A 26370-nucleotide genomic window follows, 5' to 3' on the forward strand; every position below is an offset into this window, starting at 1 on the left:
AGCCTCGCGCGAGGCCGCCGCCGCGCGGGCCTCGGTNACCCGCTCTGCGACAGGGTCGATCTCGAGCGTGCCGGCCTCCACATCGAGCACGACGGTGGTTCCGTCCGCAATGCCCAGCACCCCGCCGCCGAGCGCCACCAGTGCGGGCAGCCCCCGGCTCGCGGCGATGATCGCGACGTGCGAAGTCGGTCCCCCGCGCGCGGTCGCGAGCCCCACGACACCGCCGGGCTCAAGCGCCGCCACTTGCGAGGGCAACAGATCGTCCGCGACCAGAATGGCACCGGCAGGTGCCACCATCGCGGGAGGCTCGGTGCCCAGGAGTTGCCACTGCACCCGCAAGTCGAGGTCGATGAAATCCGCCGCGCGTTCGGCGAAACGGGTATCCCCGGTGGCGCGCAGTGCCCCCGCCTCGGCATGGAGCACGCGCCGCCAGGCCATGCCCGCGCTCACGCCGCCTGCGATCAACGCCTGTGCCGCTCCGGTCAGTTCCGGATCGTCGAGCAGCGCCAGATGGGCGCCGAGTATCGCTTCTTCCTCGCCCTGCGCGCCGCCCGGCCTTCCAAGCGCGATCCGGACCGCGACAAGGGCATTGCGCAGCCGCGCGGTCTCCATTTCGGGACCGCCGCCGATTTCGTCGATCGCCGGCTCGGCCTGGACCGGCCGCCAGACCGGGCCGACCGCGATGCCCGGCGATGCCGCGACGCCGCGCAGGGCCGCTCCCGGCAAGGGCACAGGAATATCGGCGACGGAAACCGGCGCGACCGGTACTCCGACGGATGCTTTGACCGGCCCTTCGACGGGAAACGGCGCGCCCTCGCCCATGCCGCTCTCGATCATCCGCGCAAGTTCGCCGAGCACAACCGCCGCATCCTCGCCGGTCGCCAGCAAGGTCACCGTGTCCCCATGGCGCACTGCCAGGCGCAGCATCGCGGTCGGGCTGGCGAGGGAGGCCTCGCGCCCTCCGGCAGCAACGCGAACCTCGGCGCCGTATCCGCGCACGACCTCTGCCAACCTCGCGCAAGGGCGCGCATGGAGGCCATGCGCGAGCGGCACCCGCACTTCGCGGCAAAGCTGTTCTTCCAGGGCCGCGGCGGGTCCGATGGACCGATCCGCGGTCACGGCCCCGTCACGAACGAGCAGGGCCATCGGATCGCCTGCCTCGACCGTACCGAACGGCGCAATCCACTCGATCACATACCCGGCCGGTTCGGTGACCAGCAGCGGCGTGACAAGACTGCGCGCCTTGCCGACGACCTCGTCGAGCGCCACGCGCAATAGCGGCTGTCCCTGGTCGACATGCTCGCCGATCCGGACCAGCGGCGTAAAACCGGCACCGCCGAGGCGCACGGTATCGAGCCCGAAATGCAGCAGCAGTTCCACGCCTTCGGGCAGGCGTAGCGTGACAGCGTGTCCCGCCTCATGGAAGCCGATCACTTCCCCGGCGGCCGGTGCGTGGAGCACTTCGCCCAGCGGGTCGATCGCCACGCCCTCTCCCAGCATGCCTCCTGCGAAGACCGGGTCGGGAACCTCTTCCAGCGGGCAGAGCCAACCGGAAAGCGGTGCACTGAGGGAAATGGACGGCATCTCGGTTCCCGGTAAATTAGACGATCGAAAAGGAAATCAGGCGAAGCGGCGGCCGCCTATCCAGGTCTGCATCGGCCTGAGCGCACTGTCGAGCAGCGCGAAGTCGGCACGGTAGCCCGGCTCCAGCGAGCCGTAGTCACCGCCTAGCCCAAGAAATGCGGCAGGCGTGGCAGCAGCCATACGCGCCGCGACCGGCACAGCGATTCCGGTCATCGCGACGATGTTGCGGACGGCGCCCGCCATGTCGAGACCCGACCCGGCGAGCGTCCCGGCCGCATCGGTGCAGATGCCGTCGCGCACGAAAATCTCGTGCCCGTCGAGGTGGAACGGCGCGCCTTCGTTGCCGACACCGGGCATGGCGTCGGTGACCAGCATGACGCGTTCCGGCGACTTCGCCTTGAGCGTCAGGCGCAGGACCGAAGGCAGGACATGCACGCCATCGGCGATCACCCCGCACCAGACCGCATCGTCATCGAACGCCGCGCCGATCAGACCCGGCGCGCGGTGGTGCAGCGGCGCCATCGCGTTGAACAGGTGGGTGACGCCGGTGATACCGTGCGCGAAGCCGCTCGCGGCCTGTTCGGCGGTCGCGTCCGAATGCCCGGCGCTGAGGATAACCCCCGCCGCCGCCAGCTTCGCCAGATCGGTGGGATCGGCCAGTTCTGGCGCGAGCGTCACCATCACCCGGCCTTTGCGGGGGGCCGTGAGCAATGCCATCGTCTCCTTGCCCAGCGGGATCAGTCGCTCTTCGGCATGGATGCCCTTGCGGCGCGGATTGATGAACGGGCCTTCGACGTGAATGCCCACGACACCGGGGACGCCCGCCACGATCGCCTCGTCCACCGCGTCGAGGCCGCGCGCGATGACGGAGGGCTCCGCGCTGATCAGCGTGGGCAGGAAAGCGGTCGTGCCGTAGCGCGCATGGGCCGCGCCGATCGCGGCGATGCCCTCGGGCGTAGGGGTGTCGTTGAAGAGTACCCCGCCGCCGCCGTTGACCTGGGCGTCGATGAAGCCGGGCAGCAGCCAGCCCTGTTCGAGATCGATGCTCTCGTCGGCCTGCCCCTGACCGAAGGCGTCGATCGCGACGATGCGATCGCCTTCGATAGTGATGCGCGCTTCGGAAAGTACCGCGTCGGGCACCGGAATGTGACCATTGAAGACATGGAGAATCGTCATCGCGTGCGCGTCACCTTGGCGAGATAGGGCGGGCGGTCGGGATCGTTCCCGCGCGCGAGGGACAAGGCATTGGCCATGCGATAGAAAGACGCGATCGTCGCGAGCGGCGCAAGCTCCGCGCGCAGCGGCAGGGCCGGGAGGTGATGAACGCCTTCCTGCCCCCCATCCCGTTCGGAGGCCAGCCAGACGCGGGCACCGCGCGCCGCGAATTCACCGCAGAGCGTGCGAACGTCGTCTCCGGCGCTGTCGGGACCGGCGAAGGCGATCACCGGGAAACCCTCGCGCACGACCGCCATAGGCCCGTGCCGCACTTCGGCCGAGCTGAACGCCTCGGCGTGGAGGCCGGACGTTTCCTTGAACTTGAGCGCCGCCTCCTGCGCGACGGCAAGGCCATAGCCGCGCCCGATCACGAAGAGATTCGCGGCATCGCGCAGGCCTTCGCCCAAAGCGGACCAGTCCAGTGCGAAAGCGTCGTCCAGTGCGGCGGGAAGTGCGGCAAGATCCGCCTCGAATCCCGCGTCGCCGCTCCAGGCCGCCACGATCGCGGCGATACCCGCGAGGGAAGTGATGTAGGACTTGGTCGCCGCGACCGAACGCTCGGGTCCGGCGCAAAGCGGCAGGACGACGTCCGCCATCGCCGCCAGCGGCGACTCCTCGTCGTTGACCAGCGCCACCACGAGCGCGCCTGCCGCCTGCTGACGCTCGACGGTCGCCAGCATGTCGGGGCTGCGGCCCGACTGCGAGATCGCAAGGCAGAGCGCCCGCCCCGCCGAAGAGGCGACCTGCGCGTCGTAAAGCGATACCGTGGAAAACGCCGCAGATGTGGTGGGCACGCCGAGCAGCGTCTCCACAAGATACTTGGCGTAAGTCGCGGCATGGTCGGAGGAACCGCGTGCGCAGGTCACCAGCAGCGCGGGCGGATCGGCACGCAGCCTCTCGCCCAGCAGCGCGAGCGCCGCGCGATTGTGCGACAAAAAGCGCGATACCGCAGCCGCTGCCTCGGCAGCTTCGGCATGCATGAGCGTGACGCGGGGCTCGCCGCCCTGGCTTTCGGGCGATTCCATTTCGGAACCAGGGCTGGCGTCTGCTGTCACGTTAGATGTTTCCTAGTTGGCGCGCGCCGATGCGAATCGGGAAATGTCGCGAACGAATGCCGCAACGACATTGGCATCATATGGCGCAAAATTCATAACACAATGGTATTTTAAAGGTATTTAAATATCGACAAACCGCATGACTTACCATGGGCGACATCCAGGGCGACAGACGGTTTCATCCTGCCTCAAACTTCATGAAAACAGCAGAATTTCCACCACTTCGGTGACTTGCAGAGACGGATTGCGAGAACATCGCCGAACTGAGCGATCGATTCCGAGGCTGCCAATGATTGCAAACGGAAGCAATACCAAAATATTCACTTTCGTCTTCAAATGGACTTGACTTGCTTCAACGTCTTTGTGACATCATTGGGTAACAAATCAAAAAACGTTCGCAGGAGGTGCGGAGGGTCTACCGGGCTTTTCCGTTCCCAGAAACACGTCTCAGGGGGTAGTCATGACAAGTTCAGAACGCGTTATCGATCCGATTGCACGGCGCCTCGCCAAGGCCGCCCTGCTCCTTTCCAGCTGCGCACCGGCACTGCTGGTGCCGACCGGCCCGGCCATGGCCCAGGAAGCCGCCGCGCCCACAGAGGGCGATGCCGCCGACATCGTCGTCACCGGCTTCCGCAGCAGCCTTGCCAACGCCCTCGACGCCAAGCGCAACGACGTGCGCGTGACCGATGGCATCTCCGCCGAGGACATCGGCAAGTTCCCCGCCGAAAACATCACCGAGGCAATTCAGCGCATCTCCGGCGTCCAGATGGCCAACATCAACGGACGCGGCGCGACGATCAGCATCCGCGGCCTTGGCCCGCAGTATGCAATGACCACGATCAACGGCCAGACCTTCAAGAGCGCCGACTTCACCGACGGTTTCCGCTACGATATCATCCAGACCGAACTCGCCAATGCGATCGAGGTCATCAAGTCGCCTACGGCGGCGATGGACACCGGGGGCCTTTCGGGCACCGTCAACATCTCCACGCCCAAGCCGCTGGACTACAAGGACCGCCAGATCATCCTGTCGGTGAAGGGCCAGAACTCCGAATATGCGGGCGGCAAGATCACGCCCAAGATCAGCGGCAGCTACGTCGACCAGTTCGCCGACGGCACCATCGGCGTCTACGCCAACCTGGGCTACCAGAAGCTGCGCGACCGCGCCGACTACATGTGGATGGACCGCTGGGCCACCACCACCGTCGATGGCGCGACCGTGCAGCTCCCGCGCCGTCCGCGCTACCGCCGCATCGACCGCGACACCGAGCGGCTGATGGCCAGCGGCGGCCTGCAGTGGAAGCCGTCCGACCGCTTCGAGATGAACGCGACGGCGATCTACGCCCGCGACAAGACCGATTACGACCTCAACCAGCAGGTCTTCCTGTTCGACACCTCGCGCATCACCGTGAACGAAGTGAACAACGGCGTCGCCACCAACGTGACCGCCACGAACTTCACCATGGAAAACAACCGCCAGCACGAGGACCGCGACCTCACCAGCCAGGGCTACACCCTTGGCGCCAAGTGGAACGACGGCACCGGCTGGGCTGCCAGCACCACGCTGAACTACACCAAGGGCACGACCTATCAGGACGAGCGCGCAGCGATCGTCGGCATCAGTATCCCGAGCGCATCGATCGACTTCACCAATCCGAGCAACGTCAACTTCACCGTCGGCACGGACCTTACCGATCCGGGCCTGTACCAGCGCAGCACGCTTCTGCGTAACGAGTACCCCAACGGTGCTACCCGCCGCATGAACTCGTCGGAGAAGTCGGCGCAGTTCGACCTCAGCCGCGAGGTCACCTTCGGGCCGATCTCGAAGCTGAGCGCGGGCGTGAAGTATCGCCACGAAACCTTCAGCCGCTACGTCTCGCGCCACGACATGGTTGCGCTCGCCAATGCACCGAGCGCGACCAGCAGCGTCTTCCCGGACATGACGACGACCTACTACCCGGTCTCCGGCTTCCTCAACGGCGCCTCGGGCATCCCGACCTCGTGGATCGGGCCGGATCTCAACGCCTACGAAAAGGCGCTCGCCGCCGCCGGGATCGTCGTCCCCGACATCTTCGCGCCGGAAGCGAGCTACAACGTCGATCGCTACATGCCCTCGGTCTACGCGATGGCGGACATCGACACGACCATCGCGGGCATGCCGCTGCGCGGCAACGTCGGCCTGCGTTACGAGCACACCAAGCAGAAGGTGCTCGGCAACGTTACCGAGCCACGCACCGACGGCTACGAGGAAGTCCAGCAGAAGATCGGCGAGTACACGCTCACCCAGAAGTACGGCAACTTCCTGCCCAGCCTGAGCCTTGTGGCCGAGCCGGCCAACGACCTGCAGGTCCGCTTCGCCGCCGCCAAGGTCCTGGTGCGTCCGTTCATGGACTCGCGCACCTCGATGGCGCAGACGACCTCGACTTCGGCGAACACCGATCCGGTCGGCACCAATACGGTCACCGTCGATCTCGGCCAGGCCGGCCTCAAGCCGCTGACCGCCAAGCAGCTCGATCTGGGCGTCGAGTGGTACTACGACCACGGCAACGCGCTCTCGATCAACGGCTTCTACAAGTGGATCAAGAACGGTACGTATTCGTCGCTGGTCTGCCCGACCTCGTTCGACGGCACGGCGCTGTCGAGCAACGCGGGCGGTGAGTGCGTCGATACCTCGGGCAACATCTACGACATCACCCAGACGCTCAACGATCCCAGCACGATCCGCGTGAAGGGCTTCGAGGTCAGCTGGACGCAGTCGTTCGACCGCTTCCTGCCGGTGGACGGCTTCGGCATCATGGCGAACTTCACGCGCGTCTACCCGCAGAAGGTCGCGATCGGCACCGGCTACACCATCCGCAACCTGTCGAAGGTGACCTGGAACCTCGTGCCCTACTGGGAGAACGAGCACTTCAACATCCGCGCGGCGATCAACCACCGCAGCGGCTACGAGCAAAACAGCGCCGACAGCTTCTTCGCCTATGCCGGCCACGTCGTGAAGGCGCGTACGCAGGTCGACATCAGCGGCGGCTATTCGCCCAACGAATGGCTAAGCTTCTCAGCCGGTGTCATCAACCTCAACAACAGCCGCGAGGAAGCGTACTACACCGACTCCTCGATCTGGCAGGAGAGCAGCTTCTACGGCCGCAGCTTCTACCTTTCGGCGACGCTGAAACTCTGACATCGCCATGACGACAAGGTGCGTGCCCGGGCCTGTGCCGGGCACGCACCAACCTGTTCAAGACTGTTGCAAGGACTACCCCCGATGACCGCGATCCGCATCCCGCGTCCGTTCAAGAAGGGGAGCCTGCGATGGGCGGGCACCGCCCTGCTGCTCGCCACCGCCGCGCAGCCTTTCGCGGTCGCTGCGAAAGACAATGCTTTCACCGTTTCCCCGGCCCCCTCTCCTCCGGCCGGTGAACAGCCCGGCGTCGATTCCGCCGCCGCCGCGCTGGCCCGCTTCGGCATTCCGGCCGACAGGCTCTCCCTCAGCCTGAAGCCGGATGCCGGGGCGGCGCACTACCGCGTGCGCATCCGCGGCGGACATATCGAGGCCGAAGGCACCTCCCCCGTCGCGCTGGTGCGCGGTGTCGCCGCCACGCTGGAAAAGCTGGGACGCCTGCACGTCAGCTGGGAAGGCCGCCGCCTCGGCGCGCTGGACGCCCTGCCGGACATGGACACCGGCGAAGTCGCCTCACCCTTCGCGCTGCGCGCCTACCTGAACACCTGCACGTACGGCTACACCACCCCCTGGTGGGGCTGGGATCGCTGGGAGCAGGAAATCGACTGGATGGCCGCGCACGGCGTCGATACGCCGCTGGCGATGGAAGGCCAGGAATACGTCTGGCGCGAACTCTGGCGCGAAAGCGGATTGAGCGAGAGCGCGATCGCCGAGGGCCTCTCCGCCGCGCCGTTCCTGCCGTGGCAGCGCATGGGCAACCTTGCAGGCTACCGCGCGCCGCTGTCGTCAGGCTGGATCGAGAAGAAGCACCAGCTCCAGCTGCGCATCCTCGCGCGCATGCGTGCGCTCGGCATGAAGCCGGTACTGCCCGCTTTCGCCGGATACGTGCCCGAGGCATTCGCCAAGGCGCATCCCAAGGCCCGCATCTACAAGATGCGCGCGTGGGAGGGCTTCCCGCCGACCTATTGGCTCGACCCGTCGGACCCGCTGTTCACGCAGTTGGCCGCGCGGTTCGTGACGCTTTACAACCGCACGTATGGCGAGGGTGAATACTACCTTGCCGATGCCTTCAACGAGATGATCCCCCCGATCGCCGAGGACGGCAGCGACGCCGCTGCCGCCGAGTACGGGGACTCCATCGCCAACACCGCCGCCACCCGCGCGGCGGCATTGCCGCCCGCAGTGCGCGATGCGCGCCTTGCTGCGTATGGCGAGCGGCTTTACGGCTCGATCACCGCCGCCGCGCCCAAGGCCACATGGGTGATGCAGGGCTGGCTGTTCGGCGCCGACAAGGCGTTCTGGACGCCCGAGGCGATCGCCGCCTTCCTCAGCCGCGTACCCGACGACCGCATGCTGATCCTCGACATCGGCAACGACCGCTACCCCGGCATCTGGCAGAAGACCGACGCCTTCGACGGCAAGGCGTGGACTTATGGCTACGTCCACAATTACGGCGGCAGCAACCCCGTCTACGGCGACCTCGAATTCTACCGCCGCGACATGGCCGCGCTTCACGCCGATCCGCGCAAGGGCCGCCTGACCGGCTTCGGCCTGTTCCCCGAAGGGCTGCACAGCAACTCGGTGGTCTACGACTACGCCTACGACCTCGCCTGGGGCGAGCCCGACCGCCCGCTTGCCGACTGGCTAGGCGAGCACCTGAAGGCCCGCTATGGCGAGGTTTCCCCGGCGCTGGCGAAGGCCTGGGAACAGGCGGCTGCGGGCGCCTATCGCACCCGGTACTGGGAGCCGCGCTGGTGGCAGCAGCACGCGGGCGCCTACCTGTTCTTCAAGCGCCCCATGGCGGAAGGCGCGGACTATCCCGAAGCGCCCGGCGACCCCGCCAAGCTGCGCGAGGGGATCACCGCACTGCTGGCCGCCGCGCCCGGCAAGCCGTCAAAGCTGCTCACATACGACATCGTCGATCTGACCCGGCATTACGCCAGCCTCGAACTCGACCATCTGCTCAAAGCGACGCTGGCGGCGTATCGGGACGGCAAGCTGGCCGAAGGCGACCGGACACGCGTCCGAATGGGCACGCTGGCACGGCGGATCGACCTCCTCGCGGGCAACCAGCAGGAAACACTCGGCTCATGGATCGCCGATGCGCGCGCTTATGGCGATACCCCGGCCGAGAAGGCCCGCTTCGAGGAGGAGGCCAAGGCCATAGTCACCGTCTGGGGCGGCGAAGGCCACTTGTCCGACTACGCCTCGCGCGCATGGCAGGGCCTCTATTCGGGCTACTACCTGCCGCGCTGGGAGAGCTTCCTCACCGCCCAGCGCGCTGCGGCCGCCGGCGGCAAACCACTCGACGAGCCCGCCACCCTCGGCGCAATTCGCGCATGGGAGCAGCAATGGGTCGCCGACGGACGCCTGTGGAAGCGTAAAAGCCCGAAGGACCCGATCAGGCTTGTCCGCGAAATCCTGAACGAGACCCAGCCGTGACCGCCGCCAAGCCGCAGCGCTTCGCCTCGCTCGACGTGTTCCGGGGCGTCACCATCTTCCTGATGATCCTCGTCAACACGGCGGGTCCGGGCGCGCCCGCGTTCGCCCAACTGGTCCATGCCAAGTGGATCGGCTTCACGCTGGCCGATCTCGTGTTCCCGAGTTTCCTCTTCGCGATGGGCAACGCGATGAGCTTCGCCATGCGCAAGCCGATCGCCACCGGACCGTACCTCGCGAACCTCGCAAGGCGCGGGATGATCATCTTTGCGCTCGGCTTCCTGATGTACTGGTATCCCTTCGTCCGGCATGACGCCGACGGCTGGAGCCTAGCGCCCTTCGCGCTTACCCGGGTCCCCGGCGTGCTGCAGCGTCTGGCTCTGTGCTACGTTCTCGCCGGACTTCTGGTCCGCTGGCTGGACTGGAAAAAGCTGGTGCTCGCCTGCGTCGCCCTGTTGCTGGGCTACTGGGCGATCCTGCTGGCATTCAGCCTGCCCGGCGAGGCCTATTCCAAGACCGGCAATGCCGGGACCCTGCTGGACCTGTACCTTCTGCCCAAGGAGCATCTCTACAAGAAGGATGGCGGCTTCGACCCGGAGGGCTTCCTGGGCACCCTGCCCGCGACCGTCAACGTGATCGCCGGTTACCTCGCGGGTCTCGCCATCCTGCGCGCCGGTTCGCTCGAAAGGACGTTGCGGGTACTTGCGGTAGCCGGACTGGCGCTCATCGTGGCTGCTCTCGCCTGGAGCCCGTGGTTCCCGATCGCGAAGAAGCTGTGGACCGGCCCGTTCGTGCTGCTGACCGTGGGGCTGGCGCTGATCCTGCTGGCGCTCGCAAGCTGGCTGTTCGAGGTCAGGGGCGTACAGCGCGGCAGGCACTTCTTCACGATCCTCGGCCGCAATCCGCTGGCGATCTACCTGTTTTCCGAACTCTTCGTGATCACCCTGAACCTCGTGCGAATTCCCGGCTACGGCGGGCTCTACGACTGGATCGGCATTGCCCTCTTCCAGTCCATCGTCCCCGGAGCAATCGGTTCGCTGCTATGCGCTCTGGCCTACACCATGGTCTGCTGGGCCGTTGGCTGGGCGCTCGACCGCAAGGGGCTGATCCTCAGGGCCTGAGCGCCGCCAGATCGCGCGCTACCCGCCTGAGCGCGGGCAGGTAGCGCGAGTGCAGGTCCGCCATCGACACCCGGTCCGCCTGCGTGCCGATGTTGACGGCGGCGATCACGCGGCCGTCGACGATCACCGGCACCGCCACCGATCGCAGCCCGCGCTCCAGTTCCTGATCCATGATCGCGTAGCCCTCCTGCGCGACGTGATCGAGGATTTCCAGCAATGCCAGGGGTTCCGTTACCGTGCGGTCGGTGCGCGCCGTCAGTTCGGTACGCCGCAGGTACGCCTGCTGTGCGGCCCGGTCGAGACCTGCCAGCATCACCCGCCCCATCGAGGTGCAGTAAAGCGGCAGGCGGCTGCCCACCCGCAGCGCGATCGACATGATCCGCGACACTTCCGCGCGCGCGACGTAGTAGACCTCGTCCTCCTCGATCACACCGAGCGAGCAGGATTCGTGAAGGTCGTCGCGCAACTGGTCGAGCAGGGGCTGCGCCCGCATCGCCAGACTGCTTGACGAAAGGTACGCGAAACCGAGCGCCAGCACCTTGGGCCGCAGCGCGTAGAGCGTCCCGTCCTGCACCGCGTAGCCGAGCCTGACGAGCGTATGCAGGCAGCGCTTCACCGCCGGACGACTCAGCCCCGTCAAGCGCGCCGCCTGCGCGATCGTCATCGGCCGTTCGCTGTCCGCAAAACACCGCAGAACCGCCAGTCCGCGCGCCAGCGAGGTCATGAACTCGGGATCGCCTTTCGCGTCCAACTGCCCGAAATCCTGCATGTGTTCACCTGAATAACCGATTACCGGACAATATCACGTTTACCGGTTGACGCAATCCACCCGCAGGCAGACACGCAGGATCAACGTTCAACATAAAGCCTTTGGAGAGTCGGATGATCGACAAGGCCATCGACGGCGCAGTTGCGGCCGTTGCGGATATTCATGACGGCGCATCGGTGATGATCGGCGGTTTCGGCACCGCGGGCATGCCCGACGAACTGATCGACGCGCTGATCGCGCGCGGCGTGGGCGACCTCACCATCATCAACAACAACGCGGGCAACGGCGAGCACGGCGTCGCCGCGCTGATCCGCGAGGGGCGGGTGCGCAAGATCGTCTGCTCGTTCCCGCGCCAGTCGGATTCGCACCATTTCGACGCCGCCTACCGCGCCGGAACGATCGAACTGGAACTGGTTCCGCAAGGCAATCTGGCCGCGCGCATCCAGGCTGCGGGCTCCGGCCTCGGCGCGATCTTCACGCCGACCGGCTACGGCACGCTGCTGGCCGAAGGCAAGGAAGTGCGCGAGATCGACGGCAGGCACTACGTGCTCGAATACCCGATCCAGGCCGACTTCGCGCTGATCAAGGCGCACAAGGGCGACCGCTGGGGCAACCTCCTGTTCCGCAAGACCGCGCGCAATTTCGGGCCGATCATGGCGATGGCGGCGAAGACCACCATCGCGCAGGTTTCGCAGATCGTGCCGCTGGGTGACATCGACCCCGAAGTGGTGGTGACGCCGGGCATCTTCGTGCAGCGCGTCGTCACCATCGCGCCCGCCGTAATCGCCGTAGCGGCTTGAAAGGAGAGGATAATATGAACCGCCTCAACCGTGACCAGATGGCCGCCCGCGTCGCCCGCGACATTCCCGAAGGTGCCTACGTCAACCTCGGCATCGGCCTGCCCACCAAGGTCGCCAACTACCTCCCTGCGGAGCGCGAAATCTTCCTGCAGAGCGAGAACGGCCTGCTCGGAATGGGGCCTGCGCCCGCTCCGGGAGAGGAAGACTGGGAGCTGATTAATGCCGGAAAACAGGCAGTTACTCTGCTTACCGGCGGCTGCTACTTCCACCATGCGGACAGCTTCGCGATGATGCGCGGCGGGCATCTGGACATCTGCGTGCTCGGCGCTTTCCAGGTTTCCGTGCACGGCGACCTCGCCAACTGGCACACCGGCGAGCCCGATGCGATCCCGGCGGTCGGCGGGGCGATGGACCTTGCCATCGGCGCCAAGCAAACCTTTGTGATGATGGAACTTCTGACCAAGCAGGGCGAGAGCAAGCTGGTCGAGAACTGCACCTATCCGCTGACCGGCCTCGGCTGCGTGTCGCGGGTCTACACCGACCTTGCGGTGTTCGACCTCGGCCCTTCCGGCGCGAGCGTGGTGGAGATGGTCGAGGGCCTCGAAATCGAGGAACTGCGCCGGATCACCGGCCTCGATCTGGCCTTCGCCAAAGATGCCGAGCCCGTCTGAGCAGGCGGCACCCAACGATACCATAACGGCACCTAACATACCCCCAAGGGGGGCAAAGGACGATCCCGACATGACCGAAGCCTTCATCTGCGACGCCGTACGCACGCTCATCGGTCGCTACGGCGGCGGCCTCTCGAAAGTGCGCGCCGACGACCTCGGCGCCGTGCCGATGCGCGCGCTGATCGCGCGCAACCCCTCGCTCGACCCGGCCGCCATCGAGGAGGTCTTCTACGGCTGCGCCAACCAGTCCGGTGAAGACAACCGTAACGTCGCGCGCATGAGCCTGCTGCTGGCGGGCCTGCCGCACACCGTCCCCGGCGTCACCCTCAACCGCCTGTGCGCTTCGGGCCTCGAAGCGGTCGGCACTGCGGCGCGGGCCATTCGCAACGACGAGATGGCGCTCGCCATCGCGGGCGGCGTCGAGAGCATGACGCGCGCGCCCTTCGTCATGGGCAAGTCCGACAGCGCCTTCGGCCGCGCGCAGAAGCTGGAAGACACGACGATGGGCTGGCGCTTCGTCAACCCGGCGCTCGACGCGCTCTACGGCACCGAGACGATGCCGCGCACCGGCGAAAACGTTGCCGAGGACTTCGGCATCAGCCGCGCCGACCAGGACGCCTTCGCCCTGCGCAGCCAGCAGCGCGCCGCCGCGGCGCAGGCGAGCGGCTTCTTCGCGGAAGAAATCGTCCCCGTCACCGTGCCGGGGAAGAGGCGCGACGAGACGCTGGAGGTGTCGATCGACGAACATCCCCGCGCCGACACCACGATCGAGACGCTGGCCAAGCTGAAGCCCTTGTTCGGTCCCGAAGGCACCGTCACGGCAGGCAATGCGTCCGGCATCAACGACGGCGCGGCGGCGATGTTCGTCGCCAGCGAGGCGGCGGCCAGGGCACATGGGCTGACGCCGCGCGCGCGTATCCTCGGCATGGCGTCCGTCGGCGTCGAGCCGCGCGTCATGGGGATCGGCCCCCTGCCCGCGACGCTTAAGCTGATGGAGCGGCTTGGCCTGACCATCGGCGACTTCGACGCGATCGAGTTGAACGAGGCCTTCGCCAGCCAGGGCCTTGCCGTCATGCGCGGGCTTGGCCTGCCAGACGATGCGCCGCACGTGAACCCCAACGGCGGCGCCATCGCACTGGGTCATCCGCTGGGCATGTCGGGCGCGCGCATCGCCATGAGCCTCGTGCACCAGCTGGAGAAGACCGGCGGCAGGCGCGGCCTCGCAACGCTGTGCATCGGTGTCGGCATGGGACTGGCGCTGGCGGTCGAGAGGGTCTGACGCCGCTCGGCCGGGCCGCCCGCGTATCCTCGATGATCGCCCGGGCGGCCTGCCTGTCCCTTGACCGATGTGGACAGGCGATGCAGCCATAGCCGCAGAGGCGGATCGCTTAGCCGAACGCCTCCGATCACCGCACGCTGCCGGCGGTGCGAAGGACCTGCCGATGCCGCTGATCGCCGATGCCGAGTTTTCGAAGCTCAACATTCCGCTGCTGCGCCATTTCCCGGAACTGGTGCAATCCCTCGGCGGCGATGTCGGCGAACTGCTGCCACTGGTCGGAATGGCGGCAAAGGACTTTCGCGACGACGCTGCGGAACTGACTTATCCGCAGGCGATCCGGTTACTGGCGCTTGCCGCAGATCGCCTGAACTGCCCCGATTTCGGAATGCGGCTGGCGTTGCGGCAACGCGGCGGCGCGATTTTCGGGCCGCTGGGCAATACCATGCGCAATTCGAAGACATTCGGGGACGCCCTGCGCTTCGCCAGTGCTCATACGAACGCTCACAGCCGCGCCGCGCGTGTGTGGCTGCGACCCGAGCCTGAAGAGGGCACCATCTTTGCCGGGCACGAACTGCTTCTCGAAACCAGCCGCGACCGTATTCAGGCCATCGAACAGATTCTGCTGGTCGGCCATCTCGAGGCGATGGAGATGACCGGCGACTATGCCCGCGCGCGCATTATCCATTTTCGGCATGAACCCGTGTCGCGACCGGCTGAATATCGCCGCTACTTCGGCTGCGACGTGCACTTCGGCGAGCCCGCAGACGGGATCACGTTCTCCGACCGGGATCTTGCCACCCCGGTGCTCACCCAGAACGCGCAGGTCCGCAGCGATCTGGTCGCCTACATCGAGAGGACTTTCCCGAAGCAGCGTCCACCCGTGGACGCCGAAGTGCGCGGACTGATCCTGCGCAAGCTGACCCGGGACGACTGCGGCAGTGCCGAAATCGCCCGCACCCTCGCCATTCATCACCGGACCCTGCGTCGGCGACTGAAGCAGGAGGGCACCAGCTTCCAGGCGGTCAAGGACGATGTCCGCCGCGATCTGGCGCTGTACTACCTGCAGCAGACCGGTATCGATTTCCGCGGCATTTCCGAGAAGCTGGGGTTCGCGGAACAGGCAGTATTCTCCCGCAGCTGCAGGCGCTGGTTCGGCCAGTCGCCCACGCAGTTGCGCGGCCTACGCGCATCCGTCTCCAACATATCACCGTCATTACCGTGAAGTGGGAACCCATCTCCTGACGGCGCCTGTTGCACGATCGTCAGATGGGTCCCCGCCTTCGCGGGGATGACGAAGCAGGGTCAGGTGACGATGCCTTCACCCGTATCGATCACGCCCGCACCGCGATCTCGTACTGCTCGATATAGTCGCGAAAGTGCTCGCGGACGCCTTCGCGGCTGAGGCCGAATTCGGCCAGGTCATATTCGTGCTTGCCGTGCTTGCCCTTGGGGTTTGCAGCCAGGTAGGCTTCCATGGCTGCGCGGGCTTGCGGCGTGAAAGGCTCGTCGAACCTTTCGTAGATGCCCTGCGCCGTGGCGAGCGGGTCGCGCACCAGATCGCGATACTGCACGTCGAAGATCGCATCGTGCCCGTGCTTCGCACGAAAGGCGTTCGACCGCGCGATCATCAGGTCGAACGTCTCCAACAGATTCTCTCCGATGGCCCGAAGATCGACCTGATCGCTGTACATCCGCCGCACTTCCTTGACGAGGCTGCAGGCCGAGCCCAGCACTTCGACCGGATCGCGGTGCGTCATGACCAGTTGCGCGTCAGGAAACTCGGCCGTCAGGGCATCGAGGAACAACGGGTGCCAGGGGTTCTTGAGCGTCCAGCGCCCCGGGGCATTGGCCTGAAGCAGCTGCAGCAGCCGCTTTTCGTAGCGGAAGGCGGGCGCGTAGTCGGCCTCGTCCAGGAACCAGCGGTGGTAGCCCGGAATGTCCGCCTGGGAATCGTAGAGCTGCGCGCAGAACGACGGCGCCATGGCGAACTGGCACTCGGTCGGGCTGTCGGCCTCCTCGTAATGGATCGCGGCGATCTGCGGCGCGTACTTCAGCCCCTGCAGCGTTCGCGTCTGGCAGGCATCGTGACGGGGACCGGCGTGAAGTTCCTGCACCAGCGGCGGCGGCACCGAATCGAACGCTTCCCAGCGCAGGAACGCGCGGCGCGCCGGGTCGGCTTCCAGCAGGTTGATCGCCAGCGTGGTGCCGGTGCGCGGAAGGCCGAAGACGAACAGCGGCTTCTCGACCGGGCGCTCCAGAAGTTCGGGGTGGCGCGCCAGCCAGTCTTCCACCCGCATCCGGTTCGCCATCGCGGCGACTAGTGCATCGACCGATCGCGCCATCCCGGCTTCAGTAAATCTGGCTTCGTCCTCGTAGGACTTCAGCAGCACGCCAAGCCCTTCGAGGATCGCGGGATCGCCGAAGTCGCTCAATCCGGTCCGTTCGCTTGCCGCTGCGACGATGTCCTGCGCCTGCATGTCTTCTCCCTCATCCCGTGCCGCGTCATCGCGCGGCGTTCGGAAGGGATCATGAAGACATGGGGCACACTTTAGAAGCTACCCGCCGATCACCTTGGCGATATCGGGCGATCAGACCGAAAGGATCAGGGAATCATCGCTGCGCGGGGGCGTACCGTCGTACGAGGGCAGAGGCTCGAAGTGCTCGTTCAGCAGTTCCATCGACGAGAGGCCCGCCAGCTTGAACTGGCCGAGACCCGGCTCCTCGTCGCTGCGGCGTGCCTTCGCGGGGTTCATGGCACTGACGACAAGATCGCCGTGCCTTTCGAACAGCATGTGCGGGGCAAGCGTGATCGTGTTGCCGTTGTAGCGCGCCGTCACGAACTTTCGCGTGGCTATGGCTTCCATCAGGGTGAGTCGTGGATCAGTCATCGGCACCGCAAATTGCACGGGTTGCCCAAAATGAAAAGCAAGGTTGCAACCGAAAACTCGCAGGACGGGCTTTCGGAAGGCCCCACGCGAACGGCTTGCAAATCGTGCGCGCAGCGAATAATCCCCCGCCCGTCCCTCCGAAAAGGGGGACACGATCGCGTTGGTGCCTTCCGAAAGGGGCTTAAAAGGGAACGCGGTGAGAGGGGCTACCCCTCGAAGCCGAGGCTGTCCCTGCAACTGTAAGCGGTGAGCGCGATGCATATCGCGGCAGGCCAATGTGCCCTGCCGCAGCCACTGGGCCGGACGCTAACTCCTGCGAGGCCTGGGAAGGCCGTGCATCGCGCGACGACCCGTTAGCCAGGAGACCTGCCAGCGTCCGGTCGCTCTTGCCTTGGTCCAGGGGATGGCCGCGGCACGGTGTACTCCGTCTGAGCGACGAACTTGCGGCCAGGCCGCAACGGCGGGTTTCGCCGGTCGCTCGTTCGCGCCCGCTTCCCGCCGCTGCGCCCGCGCGGGGGACGTCCCTTGCGCGGGAACCTGTCCGTTCGACTGGGAAACGCAACGGGGGTTACAACATGAATACGAGATCGCTTCTTTCCGGCCTGATCGCTTCGGGCGCGTCATTCTGCATGCTTGGCATGTCCGCGACTTCGGCTGAGGCGCAGGAAGCCGCCGAGACGGCGCCGGAGAATGCCAATAACACGGATGCGGGCAACATCGTCGTCACCGCGCGCAAGGCGGGTGTCCTGCAACTCGGCCAGCAGGCCGACGCCTCCAGCCGCCTCGGCCTCACGCCGATGCAGACGCCGGCCAGCGTCGACGTCATCACCAGGGAGATGATCCGCAGCCTGGGCGACCGCACCGTGGTTGCCGCAGCCGCGCGCGCGCCGGGGCTCATCAACAACAGCTCGGCCTTCGGTTACTCGCTGAGTTCGCGCGGGTTCACCGGCTACACCTCGGTGATGCAGCTCTACGACGGGATGCGCGTCTACACGACGACCACGCAGACCTTCCCCGCCGACCCGTGGATGGCCGAGCGGATCGAGGTCCTGCGCGGTGCGGCCTCGGTCCTCTATGGAGAGGGCGGCATCGGCGGCGCGATCAACGTCGTGCGCAAGAAGCCCAATACCGAGCAGTTCGAAGGCGAGGTCCGTCTCAGCGGCGGTTCGTTCGATACTTATGCGGCGGCGGGCGGGATCGGCGGGCCGATCGGAGACAGGCTCTCGTACCGCGTCGATCTCAGCTACAACCGTTCGGACGGGTGGATGGAGCGCGGGCAATCGCGCAGTCTTGCGCTTTCGGCGGCGCTGCGCTGGCAGGCGCGCGACGACCTCGTGCTGACGCTGACGCACGACCGCGCCGACCTCGACCCGACGATCTGGTACGGCACTCCGCTGCGAGACGGCAAGCTGGTGCGGGACATCCGCAAGAAGAACTACAACATCGCCGACCGCTCGCTGCGTTTCGACGATGCCTGGACCCAGGCCAAGGCCGAATGGACACCGGCCGAGGGGGTGACGATCACCAACGTCGCCTACTATCTCACCGGCTTCAAGCACTGGCGCAATGCCGAGGGCTATGCCTGGTCCGGCGACCAGATCCGCCGCTCGAGCTATCTGGAGATTGTCTACAAGACGAAACAGTGGGGCGACCGCTTCAACGCGGTGTTCGATCATACACTGCTTGGCATGGACCACCGCCTGAGCCTGGGCGGCGAGTACAACACCGGCTCGCTGCTGCGCACCGACAGTTCGCCCAACAGCCGCTTCGACCTCGTCGATCCTTGCGACTATACGCCGGGCACGTTCCTCGACGGCACATTCGGCACCCGCTACAAGTACAAGACCGATGTGCAGCAATGGGCGCTGTTCGGCGAAAGCCGGCTCTCGCTGTCCGACCGGCTCTCACTGGTGACGGGGCTGCGCTATGACCGTCCGAAGACCGAGCGGCACGATGCCCTCGATCCGGCGGCGGACTACACCGCCCGCTATCCGAGCACCAGCTGGCGCACGGGGCTGGTCTACAACCCCAGCGACACGATCTCGCTCTATGCGCAGTATTCGGCGGCGGCGGACCCGGTGACGGCGTTCCTCACGGCGACGCTGGCGCAGACCACCTTCGACGTTTCCACCGGGCGCCAGTGGGAGGCCGGGGTCAAAGCGACTTTCCTGGACGGACGCGGCGAGTTCACGCTGTCGGGCTATCGCATCGTCAAGAAGAAGATCCTGACCCGATCCGCCAACGATCCCACGGTGTCGGTGCAGGTCGGACAGCAATCTTCCTACGGCGTCGAGGCCTCGTTCGGACTGGCGGTGACGAAGGAATTCAGCGTGCTCGCCAACGGCACGATCCTGAACGCGCGGTACGACGACTTCGACGAACTGGTCGACACCGCGCTGGTCAGCCGGGACGGCAACATGCCCATCGGCGTCGCGGAAAAGGCGGCCAACCTGTGGCTGTCATGGCGGCCGGTGCAGCCGCTGCATCTGGACGCGGGCCTGCGGTATGTCGGCAAGCGGTACTCCGACGCCGCCAATACCCGGCGCATCCCGGCCTATACGCTGGTCGATGCCTCGGCCCGCTACGACCTTGCAGAGAAGACGAGCGTGACGCTCAACTTGCGCAACGTCTTCGACAGGATCTACGTCCAGAACAGCTACTCCACCTCGCAGTGGGTCCTAGGTGAGCCGCGCAGCGTCGCGGTCACCTTCGAGCAGCGGTTCTGACCGTGGCGGGGAGGCCGAAGCCAGGGCGAGAGCCGAACTGGCGCGCGATCGCCGCGCGCGTGCTGGCGGCCACCGTCGGCGCCTACGCGCTGTGCTACGCGTGGATCGGCGCAGCCGTACGCGTGCTGCCGATGGACGGCGTGGACGCGAACATCCTCGCCACCTGCCTTGCCTTCATGGTGTTCGTCGCGGTGATCCTGCGGGCCTTCGCGGTCCGCAGCGTCACGCGCATCTGGTGCGAACTGCTCGTGGGCACGGCGCTGCCCATGGGCCTGCTGCTGGGGCTGGGGCGGTGAAGGACACCCTGCGCCAGTCGATGGGCTGGCTTCATACCTGGTGCGGGCTGCTGCTGGGCTGGGTGCTGTTCGGCGTCCTGCTGACGGGATCGCTGGCGTTGTTCTACACCGAGATCAATCTCTGGACGACGCCCGAACTGCGCTCTCCCGTCACCATCGACCGCACCCATGCGGTGCGAATGGGCCGCGCGTACCTCACCCGCGTCGCGCCCGATGCACGGCAGTGGCGCATCGTCATCCCCACCCCGCGCGAGCCGGTGCTGCGCCTCGTCTGGACCGACCGCGCGGGCAAGGCCACCACGCACCGGCTCGACCCGCAGACCGGCACCCGCATCCCGCGCGACATGGACGCGGGGTTCTTCTTCATGCGCTATCACTACACGCTGGGGATCGATCGCAAGTCCAGCCAGCTGGGCTTCCTGATCGTCGGTGCGGCGGGCCTCGCCATGCTCGCCGCCTCGATCAGCGGCGTGATCATCCACAAGCGGATATTCCGGGATTTCTTCATCTTCCGCCCCGGGGCCTCGCGCCAGCGGGCGTGGATGGACGCGCACAACGTGCTCTCCGTGCTGCCGCTGCCGTTCCACGTCATGATGGCCTATACCGGCCTCGTCCTGATCTATTACGCCTACATTCCCGCCGGAGTCGCCATGCTGAACGGCGGCGATGTGAAAGGCTACCAGACCGCCGCCGCGCAATCGCTCTACATCGACGGCGGCATCGATGGCGACTGGCCGCCGGGCGCGCCCCGCCGCACCGTGGACCTCGCGGCGCTATTGCCGCGCGCCGAACGGGCCTGGGGCGGCGGACCTGCCGTGAACATCTATGTCAGCCAGCCCGACCGCGCCAATGCCGTGGTCGAGATCTGGCGCCAGCGCGACGACCGCATCGCCAACTTCCCCGACCGCGTGGACTTCGCAGGCTCCGACGGCAAGCTGCTGCGCGTGCTGGTGAAGCGCTCACCCGCAAGGGAGACGCAGGCGTTCCTTGCCGGGCTGCACTTCATCGAGTGGGGCGGCCCGGTCGCGCGGTGGCTCTATTTCCTCACCGGCCTTGCCAGCGCCGCGATGGTCGCGGCAGGACTGATCCTGTTCACCGAAAAGCGCGCCCGCAAGACGATGTCGCCGTTTCAGGCCATGGCGAGCCGGATCACCGTCGCCGCCGTAGCCGGTAACGTGATCGCCTGCGCGGCCTATCTCCACGGCGAACGGCTGCTGGCCCCGGGCATGGATGACAGGCGCGTCATGGCGGCCTCGGTTTACTTCCTGGCCTGGCTGGCATCCCTGATCCACGCCGGTCTGCGCCCCTGGGGCCGGGCATGGGGCGAACAACTGCAGCTCGCCGCGCTGCTGTGCCTGTCGCTCCCGGTAACGAGCGCGCTGGCGAACCTCCCGCTCACGACGACGCTGCCGAGGGGCGACTGGATACGGGCCGGAGCGGACCTCACCGCTACCGCAATCGGCATCGTCCTGTGGATCGCGGCCGCGAGGGTGACGCGCCGCATGAACGCGAAGGTGAACCCATGATCGCGGCAACGTACCTGTCGCTGCTGCTGGCTGCGGCGGGATTTCACGCGATCCGGCGGGCGAAGACGCAGGACCGCGCCGACGCATGGCGGACAGGCGGCGCCATATTGCTCGCGCTGGCTTGCGTCGCATCGATGGCGGGCGCCGAGACCGCCCTCATCGGCGCGATGCTATGGCTGTTCTGCGTGCTGCCGCTGGCCGCGCTGCCCGAGATATTCGGCAGGCGAAACGGCAGGTAGCGCTCGCCGGATCTCCCTGCTCAAACAACTTGCACGTGCAACCATATTAGTTTAGGCATGAAGCAATTCAGGAGAGACATCCATGCGTATTGCGTGCCTCGGCGGCGGACCTGCCGGTATCTACTTCGCGATCTCGATGAAGCTGCGCGACCCTGCGCATGAGGTCCACGTCTTCGAACGCAACCGCAAGGGCGACACCTTCGGCTGGGGCGTGGTGTTCTCCGACCAGACATTGGTGAACCTGCAGGCGAACGACCCGGTCAGCGCCGCCACCATCGTCGACAGCTTCGCGCACTGGGACGACGTGGACGTCACCGTGGGCGAGAACACCGTCAGTTCCTCGGGCCACGGCTTCATCGGCATCGGCCGCAAGCACCTGCTGCAGATCCTGCAGGCCCGCGCGGGCGAGCTGGGCGTCGTGATGCACTTCGAGACGCAGTTCGACGCGGACCTGTCGCAGTTCGCGGACTTCGACCTGATCGTGGCGGCGGACGGCATCAATTCGATGGTCCGCACCGCCAACGAAGAGAAGTTCGGCGTCGATATCCAGACCAAGACCAACAAGTTCTCATGGCTGGGCACCACCAAGCTGTTCGATGCCTTCGCCTTCATCTTCGAGAAGACTCACGCAGGCTGGATCTGGGCGCACGCCTACCGCTTCGACGAGACGCATTCGACCTTCATCGTCGAATGCTCGCCCGAGACGTGGACCGGCCTTGGCCTCGACGCGATGGAGCAGGCCGATTCGATCGCGCTGTGCGAGACAATCTTCGCGCGCCATCTGGACGGCCACCCGCTGATCTCCAACGCCACGCACTTGCGCGGCTCGGCGGCGTGGATCAACTTCCGCCGCGTGATCTGCAAGCAGTGGTCTTTCGACAACGTCGTGCTGCTTGGGGATGCCGCCCACACCGCGCACTTCTCGATCGGTTCGGGCACCAAGCTGGCGCTGGAAGACGCGATCAAGTTGGCGCAAGTGCTGGACCGCCCCGGCATCACGGGCCGCGAGGAACTGGCGGCCGCGCTCGCCGAATATCAGGAGGAGCGCCATGTCGAGGTGCTCAAGATCCAGAACTCGGCCCGCAATTCGACCGAGTGGTTCGAGACGCTGGACCGCTACCTCGGCTTCGACCTGCCGCAGTTCGCTTATTCGCTAATGACCCGCTCGCAGCGCGTCAGCCACGAAAACCTGCGCCTGCGCGACGCCGCCTGGCTGGAAGGGCTGGAGCGCTGGTTCTGGGCGGGCAACGAAGGCCGCAACGTGCCGCTGCAGCCGATGTTCACGCCCTATACCTTGCGCGGGATGACCGTGCCCAACCGGGTGGTGATCCCGGCGATGTTGACTTATTCCGCCGATGCGGACGGCTACGCCAACGACTTCCACTCGGTCCACTACGGTTCGCGCGCGCTGGGCGGTGCCGGTCTGGTGGTCACGGAGATGCTCGCCGTCGCGCCCGAGGGCCGCACCACCCCCGCCTGCCCCGGCCTGTGGCATGACGGTCAGGCCGAGCGCTGGACCGCCTTCAACCAGTTCGCGCACCAGCACTCGGCGGCGAAGACTTGCGCTCAGATCGGCCATGCTGGCGCCCGCGCCGCGTGTCAGGTGCCCGGTGAAGGTGTGGGCTACGACGTGCCGATGGACGCGCCGTGGCCGATCGTCTCCGCCAGCGCGCAGGCGTGGCGCAAGGGCGGCACGGTCCCGCAGGCATTGGACGCGAAGGGCATGGACCGGATCGTCCAGCAATTCGTCGCGACCGCCATGCTGGCCGACAAGGCCGGCTTCGACATGCTCGAGGTGCAGGCGGGCCACGGCAACCTGCTCTCGGCCTTCATCACCCCGGTGATGAACGCGCGTGACGACGCCTTCGGCGGCTCCCTTGAAAACCGCATGCGTTTCCCGCTGCGCGTGGTCGAGGCGGTCCGCGCCGCATGGCCGCAGGACAAGCCGCTGGCGGTGCGCATTTCCGCCAACGACTGGGTCGGCGAAGCGGGCGTGACCCCTGCCGAGGCGGTCGAAATCGCCAGGCTGCTGCGCGAAGCGGGCGTGGACATCGTCGACGTTTCCGCCGGTGAGACCGCGCCCGAAGGCCGCCCGGTCTACGGCCGCATGTTCCAGACCCCGTTCGCCGACCAGATCCGCAACGAGGCAGGCGTACCGACGATCGCGGTGGGCAACATCGCCGATGCCGATCAGGTCAACTCGATCCTGACGGCAGGCCGCGCCGACCTCGTCGCACTGGGCCGCACGCACCTGTTCGACCCGGTGTGGACGCTGCGCGCGGCGGCCTCGGCCGGGTATGAGGAACAGCCGATCCCCGCGCCCTACAAACTGGGCCAGCAGATGGCGATGCGCGCCGCGAAACAGGCGGAGGGCGCACGAGCCTGACCCTCGCGCCCCGCGGCCGGGGCTTCGACAAGCTCAGCCTGAGCGGAATTGGGAGGTTCATTCCAACCCCGCTCACCCTGAGCCTGTCGAAGGGTCTGCTTCAACGCAGGGTTGCTTGCCCGAAAGAAACTTTATGCCTGCAGGAATCGACATAATCGCATCCCCCGCTATGGAACCTCCTGGAGAACGAGGAGCCTTGGCGACGATGGAAAAGACGATTCCCGGCAGCACCGCGCCGTCCGGCACGCTCGACTTGCGCGTCTGGGTGCGCCTGCTCGACTGCGCGAAGATCATCGAGAAGCGCCTGCGCCGCAATTTCGAGGACCAGTTCTCCACCACCCTGCCCCGTTTCGACATCCTCGCGACGCTCGACCGCGCGCCGGACGGCCTGCGCATGGGCGAACTGTCGCGCGCGCTGCTGGTGTCGAACGGCAACGTCACCGCGATCGTGCGCCAGTTACAGGAACAGGGCCTCGTCTCTTCGTACACCGACCCGGAAGACGCCCGCTCCGCCATCGTCTCGCTCACGCCGAACGGCCGCGTCCAGTTCGCCGTACTGGCAGAGGCCCACCACGGCTGGGTGCGCGAAGCCCTCGCCGACTTTCCCGAGGACAGCCAGCGCCAGCTTCTGACCCTGCTGACCCAGCTCAAGACTTCCATTCTCTAGGACCTCTCGCCGATGCCTTTCACCACCTCCACGCAAGTGCGCTTCGCGCATGTCGACCCAGCGGGGATCGTCTTCTACCCCCGCTACTTCGAGATGCTGAACGGCGCGGTGGAAGACTGGTTCGCGCAGGACCTCGGCATGGACTTCGCATCCATGCATCTGGAACACCACATCGGCGTGCCGACGGTGAAGCTGGACGTCGAATTCGTCTCGCCCAGCCGCCTCGGCGACCGGCTGGAGATGACCGTCACCGCCAAGCGCCTCGGCCGTACCAGCTGCGGGATCGAGGTGGTCTTCACCGGAGAGGGCCGCGATCGCCTGCGCGCGCAAGTGGTGCTGGTTTGCATGGACCTGAACGACCACCGCCCGGTCGAATGGCCCGCCCACGTGCGCGAAAGGATCGAGGCGGGGCTGGTTCCGGCCTGACCCACGCACAATTCCACTGGTTCATGGAGGCTTAAGCGGCGATAGGCTTCTCGTTCGCACTTATCGCCCAGGATCCACGACCAATGCAATCGACGCCGCCCCGGTGGGCCACGACCGTTCCCACTGGCACCGCGACGCCTGTTGCCGCGATCACTCCGGCGCTCGTGGAACTGCGCCGCTCCGGCCCGGCGATCCGGCCGCAGGTCTGGGGCGCGATGCTGCTGAGCCTTGCCGTCCTGACCGTGCTGATGCACCGCGCGCAACTCGTCATCGATCCGTGGCAGGCGGGCAATCGGCCATTCTACGCCGCCGGGCTGCTCGCCCTGCTCGCGCGCTTCGTCCTGCCCCGAACCAGTTGGCGCCATGCGCTGCCGCTCGCGCATTTCAGCGAGTACGCCGCGATCTTCACGATGATCTCGCTGATGGGCGCGACCGCCAGCTACCCGGTGGCGGCCCTGACCAGCGGCTATGCCGACTCGAGGTTGCAGGCGATCGACGTGGCCATGGGGTTCGACTGGGTGAGCCTCTACCGCCTCGTCGCCGCGCATCCGGTGCTGCAGGCGGTGGGCACGGTGGTCTATCGCAGCATTTACGTCACCCCCGTAGTGCTGCTGTGGTGCGCGGCGCGGGGCGAGCGGCATGACGAGGCCTATCGCTTCATCGCCGGGTTCTGGCTGGCCACGATCATCACCCTGCTGCTGTTCAGCCTGATGCCCGCCATCGGCCCGTTTTCCTACCTGTGGCATGCTGCGATCCCCTACATGCCCGAAAGCGAGCAGTGGCAGGAGGGCCTGATCCCGGCGCTGCGGGCCTACCAGGTTCACGTCGTCGATCTGGGTCACTTGCGCGGGATCGTCTCCGCGCCGAGTTTCCATACGGCGGCGGCGGTGCTCTACATCGCGGCGGGCTGGCGCATTCCAGCGCTGCGCTGGTGGATCGTCGCGCTCAACGCCGGGATGCTGCTGTCCACGCCGGTCGAGGGTACGCATTACCTTGTGGACATGGTGTTCGGCGCGGGGGTCGCGGGGATCGCCCTGTCGCTCATGGCCTGCCACCGGCGGCTGACGGCCTAGGCTGCGTGGACAAATTCGGACAGTCAGCAAGC

At 66.5% G+C, this 26370-nt stretch carries 21 protein-coding genes and 1 riboswitch; of the genes, 15 read left to right on the forward strand and 6 right to left on the reverse strand.

Annotated elements, in window-relative coordinates; genetic code table 11:
• The 3 genes from HWN72_RS25975 to HWN72_RS25985 form a co-directional block, all read right to left on the reverse strand.
• On the reverse strand, positions 1 to 1584 hold a 1584-nt coding region (locus HWN72_RS25975), incomplete at its 3' end, for a glucose PTS transporter subunit IIA (RefSeq protein WP_211151732.1).
• A 36-nt stretch (positions 1585 to 1620) separates the two neighbouring features.
• The gene (gene nagA, locus HWN72_RS25980) at positions 1621 to 2760 is read right to left on the reverse strand and encodes an N-acetylglucosamine-6-phosphate deacetylase (RefSeq protein WP_211151733.1); all 1140 of its coding nucleotides are present in this window, start codon (positions 2758 to 2760) and stop codon (positions 1621 to 1623) included.
• Positions 2757 to 3824, reverse strand: coding sequence for an SIS domain-containing protein (locus tag HWN72_RS25985; protein ID WP_211151746.1), 1068 nt, complete (start codon positions 3822 to 3824; stop codon positions 2757 to 2759). The genes nagA and HWN72_RS25985 overlap by 4 nt, the downstream gene beginning before the upstream one ends.
• A gap of 490 nt (positions 3825 to 4314) precedes the next feature.
• On the opposite strand from HWN72_RS25985, the gene HWN72_RS25990 reads away from it, so the two are divergent.
• The 3 genes from HWN72_RS25990 to HWN72_RS26000 all read left to right on the forward strand — a co-directional run bounded on the left by HWN72_RS25990 (position 4315) and on the right by HWN72_RS26000 (position 10592).
• The gene (locus tag HWN72_RS25990; protein ID WP_211151734.1) at positions 4315 to 7032 is read left to right on the forward strand and encodes a TonB-dependent receptor; all 2718 of its coding nucleotides are present in this window, start codon (positions 4315 to 4317) and stop codon (positions 7030 to 7032) included.
• 84 nt (positions 7033 to 7116) lie between these two features.
• Entirely contained in the window at positions 7117 to 9474 is a 2358-nt protein-coding gene (locus HWN72_RS25995) for an alpha-N-acetylglucosaminidase (RefSeq protein ID WP_211151735.1), read from the forward strand.
• On the forward strand, positions 9471 to 10592 hold the full coding sequence (locus tag HWN72_RS26000; RefSeq protein ID WP_289357065.1) for an acyltransferase family protein: 1122 nt from the start codon (positions 9471 to 9473) through the stop codon (positions 10590 to 10592). Before HWN72_RS25995 ends, HWN72_RS26000 begins: the two co-directional genes overlap by 4 nt.
• Here HWN72_RS26000 and HWN72_RS26005 read toward each other — a convergent pair.
• Positions 10582 to 11361, reverse strand: coding sequence for an IclR family transcriptional regulator C-terminal domain-containing protein (locus tag HWN72_RS26005; RefSeq protein ID WP_211151736.1), 780 nt, complete (start codon positions 11359 to 11361; stop codon positions 10582 to 10584). The two genes, HWN72_RS26000 and HWN72_RS26005, sit on opposite strands and share 11 nt — an antisense overlap.
• Before the next feature lie 113 nt (positions 11362 to 11474).
• Here HWN72_RS26005 and HWN72_RS26010 point away from each other — a divergent pair, with 113 nt between their 5' ends.
• From HWN72_RS26010 to HWN72_RS26025, 4 genes are all read left to right on the forward strand, one after another.
• Positions 11475 to 12161: a 3-oxoacid CoA-transferase subunit A gene (locus HWN72_RS26010; RefSeq protein WP_211151737.1), complete on the forward strand. Its 687-nt coding sequence runs from the start codon at positions 11475 to 11477 to the stop codon at positions 12159 to 12161.
• Positions 12162 to 12175: 14 nt separating this feature from the next.
• The gene (locus tag HWN72_RS26015; protein WP_008831924.1) at positions 12176 to 12832 is read left to right on the forward strand and encodes a 3-oxoacid CoA-transferase subunit B; all 657 of its coding nucleotides are present in this window, start codon (positions 12176 to 12178) and stop codon (positions 12830 to 12832) included.
• Positions 12833 to 12902: 70 nt separating this feature from the next.
• Positions 12903 to 14111: a 3-oxoadipyl-CoA thiolase gene (gene pcaF / locus HWN72_RS26020; RefSeq protein WP_211151738.1), complete on the forward strand. Its 1209-nt coding sequence runs from the start codon at positions 12903 to 12905 to the stop codon at positions 14109 to 14111.
• 163 nt (positions 14112 to 14274) lie between these two features.
• Positions 14275 to 15333 carry an AraC family transcriptional regulator gene (locus HWN72_RS26025; protein ID WP_211151739.1) on the forward strand — a complete coding sequence of 353 codons (1059 nt, stop codon included), beginning with the start codon at positions 14275 to 14277 and terminating at the stop codon, positions 15331 to 15333.
• Positions 15334 to 15442: 109 nt separating this feature from the next.
• On the opposite strand, the gene HWN72_RS26030 is transcribed toward HWN72_RS26025, so the two are convergent.
• Together HWN72_RS26030 and HWN72_RS26035 are read right to left on the reverse strand one after the other, a co-directional pair.
• Positions 15443 to 16588 carry a sulfotransferase gene (locus tag HWN72_RS26030; protein ID WP_008831921.1) on the reverse strand — a complete coding sequence of 382 codons (1146 nt, stop codon included), beginning with the start codon at positions 16586 to 16588 and terminating at the stop codon, positions 15443 to 15445.
• 111 nt (positions 16589 to 16699) lie between these two features.
• Complete coding sequence (locus HWN72_RS26035; protein WP_036526596.1) at positions 16700 to 16999, reverse strand: hypothetical protein; 300 nt, start codon at positions 16997 to 16999, stop codon at positions 16700 to 16702.
• A gap of 144 nt (positions 17000 to 17143) precedes the next feature.
• Positions 17144 to 17388, forward strand: a riboswitch (cobalamin riboswitch).
• A 186-nt stretch (positions 17389 to 17574) separates the two neighbouring features.
• Between HWN72_RS26035 and HWN72_RS26040 the strand changes: the two genes are divergently transcribed.
• From HWN72_RS26040 to HWN72_RS26075, 8 genes are all read left to right on the forward strand, one after another.
• Positions 17575 to 19725, forward strand: a complete 2151-nt coding sequence (locus HWN72_RS26040; protein ID WP_211151740.1) for a TonB-dependent siderophore receptor — start codon at positions 17575 to 17577, stop codon at positions 19723 to 19725.
• Positions 19726 to 19727: 2 nt separating this feature from the next.
• Positions 19728 to 20021 (forward strand): hypothetical protein, encoded by a 294-nt coding sequence (locus HWN72_RS26045; protein WP_008831918.1) that lies wholly within the window; start codon positions 19728 to 19730, stop codon positions 20019 to 20021.
• A complete protein-coding gene (locus HWN72_RS26050; protein WP_211151741.1) occupies positions 20018 to 21547 on the forward strand; it encodes a PepSY domain-containing protein in 1530 nt (509 codons plus the stop codon). The genes HWN72_RS26045 and HWN72_RS26050 overlap by 4 nt, the downstream gene beginning before the upstream one ends.
• On the forward strand, positions 21544 to 21786 hold the full coding sequence (locus tag HWN72_RS26055) for a hypothetical protein (protein ID WP_211151742.1): 243 nt from the start codon (positions 21544 to 21546) through the stop codon (positions 21784 to 21786). The genes HWN72_RS26050 and HWN72_RS26055 overlap by 4 nt, the downstream gene beginning before the upstream one ends.
• A gap of 82 nt (positions 21787 to 21868) precedes the next feature.
• Positions 21869 to 24172 (forward strand): bifunctional salicylyl-CoA 5-hydroxylase/oxidoreductase, encoded by a 2304-nt coding sequence (locus HWN72_RS26060; protein WP_211151743.1) that lies wholly within the window; start codon positions 21869 to 21871, stop codon positions 24170 to 24172.
• Between the two features lie 205 nt (positions 24173 to 24377).
• Positions 24378 to 24839, forward strand: a complete 462-nt coding sequence (locus tag HWN72_RS26065; protein ID WP_008831914.1) for a MarR family winged helix-turn-helix transcriptional regulator — start codon at positions 24378 to 24380, stop codon at positions 24837 to 24839.
• Positions 24840 to 24851: 12 nt separating this feature from the next.
• On the forward strand, positions 24852 to 25265 hold the full coding sequence (locus HWN72_RS26070; protein WP_211151744.1) for a thioesterase family protein: 414 nt from the start codon (positions 24852 to 24854) through the stop codon (positions 25263 to 25265).
• Between the two features lie 83 nt (positions 25266 to 25348).
• Positions 25349 to 26338 carry a phosphatase PAP2 family protein gene (locus HWN72_RS26075; RefSeq protein ID WP_211151745.1) on the forward strand — a complete coding sequence of 330 codons (990 nt, stop codon included), beginning with the start codon at positions 25349 to 25351 and terminating at the stop codon, positions 26336 to 26338.
• The last annotated feature ends 32 nt before the right edge of the window (positions 26339 to 26370 follow it).

Source organism: Novosphingobium sp. HR1a, assembly GCF_015594425.1.
GTDB lineage: Bacteria > Pseudomonadota > Alphaproteobacteria > Sphingomonadales > Sphingomonadaceae > Novosphingobium > Novosphingobium resinovorum_A.

Coding starts and splice junctions, on each gene's coding strand:
- HWN72_RS25995 (WP_211151735.1), top strand. CDS start 7,117: ATGACCGCGATCCGCATCCCGCGTCCGTTCAAGAAGGGGAGCCTGCGA.
- HWN72_RS26070 (WP_211151744.1), top strand. CDS start 24,852: ATGCCTTTCACCACCTCCACGCAAGTGCGCTTCGCGCATGTCGACCCA.
- HWN72_RS25985 (WP_211151746.1), bottom strand. CDS start 3,824: ATGGAATCGCCCGAAAGCCAGGGCGGCGAGCCCCGCGTCACGCTCATG.
- HWN72_RS25990 (WP_211151734.1), top strand. CDS start 4,315: ATGACAAGTTCAGAACGCGTTATCGATCCGATTGCACGGCGCCTCGCC.
- HWN72_RS26035 (WP_036526596.1), bottom strand. CDS start 16,999: ATGACTGATCCACGACTCACCCTGATGGAAGCCATAGCCACGCGAAAG.
- nagA (WP_211151733.1), bottom strand. CDS start 2,760: ATGACGATTCTCCATGTCTTCAATGGTCACATTCCGGTGCCCGACGCG.
- HWN72_RS26075 (WP_211151745.1), top strand. CDS start 25,349: ATGCAATCGACGCCGCCCCGGTGGGCCACGACCGTTCCCACTGGCACC.
- HWN72_RS26005 (WP_211151736.1), bottom strand. CDS start 11,361: ATGCAGGATTTCGGGCAGTTGGACGCGAAAGGCGATCCCGAGTTCATG.
- pcaF (WP_211151738.1), top strand. CDS start 12,903: ATGACCGAAGCCTTCATCTGCGACGCCGTACGCACGCTCATCGGTCGC.
- HWN72_RS26065 (WP_008831914.1), top strand. CDS start 24,378: ATGGAAAAGACGATTCCCGGCAGCACCGCGCCGTCCGGCACGCTCGAC.
- HWN72_RS26055 (WP_211151742.1), top strand. CDS start 21,544: ATGATCGCGGCAACGTACCTGTCGCTGCTGCTGGCTGCGGCGGGATTT.
- HWN72_RS26025 (WP_211151739.1), top strand. CDS start 14,275: ATGCCGCTGATCGCCGATGCCGAGTTTTCGAAGCTCAACATTCCGCTG.
- HWN72_RS26030 (WP_008831921.1), bottom strand. CDS start 16,588: ATGCAGGCGCAGGACATCGTCGCAGCGGCAAGCGAACGGACCGGATTG.
- HWN72_RS26060 (WP_211151743.1), top strand. CDS start 21,869: ATGCGTATTGCGTGCCTCGGCGGCGGACCTGCCGGTATCTACTTCGCG.
- HWN72_RS26015 (WP_008831924.1), top strand. CDS start 12,176: ATGAACCGCCTCAACCGTGACCAGATGGCCGCCCGCGTCGCCCGCGAC.
- HWN72_RS26040 (WP_211151740.1), top strand. CDS start 17,575: ATGAATACGAGATCGCTTCTTTCCGGCCTGATCGCTTCGGGCGCGTCA.
- HWN72_RS26010 (WP_211151737.1), top strand. CDS start 11,475: ATGATCGACAAGGCCATCGACGGCGCAGTTGCGGCCGTTGCGGATATT.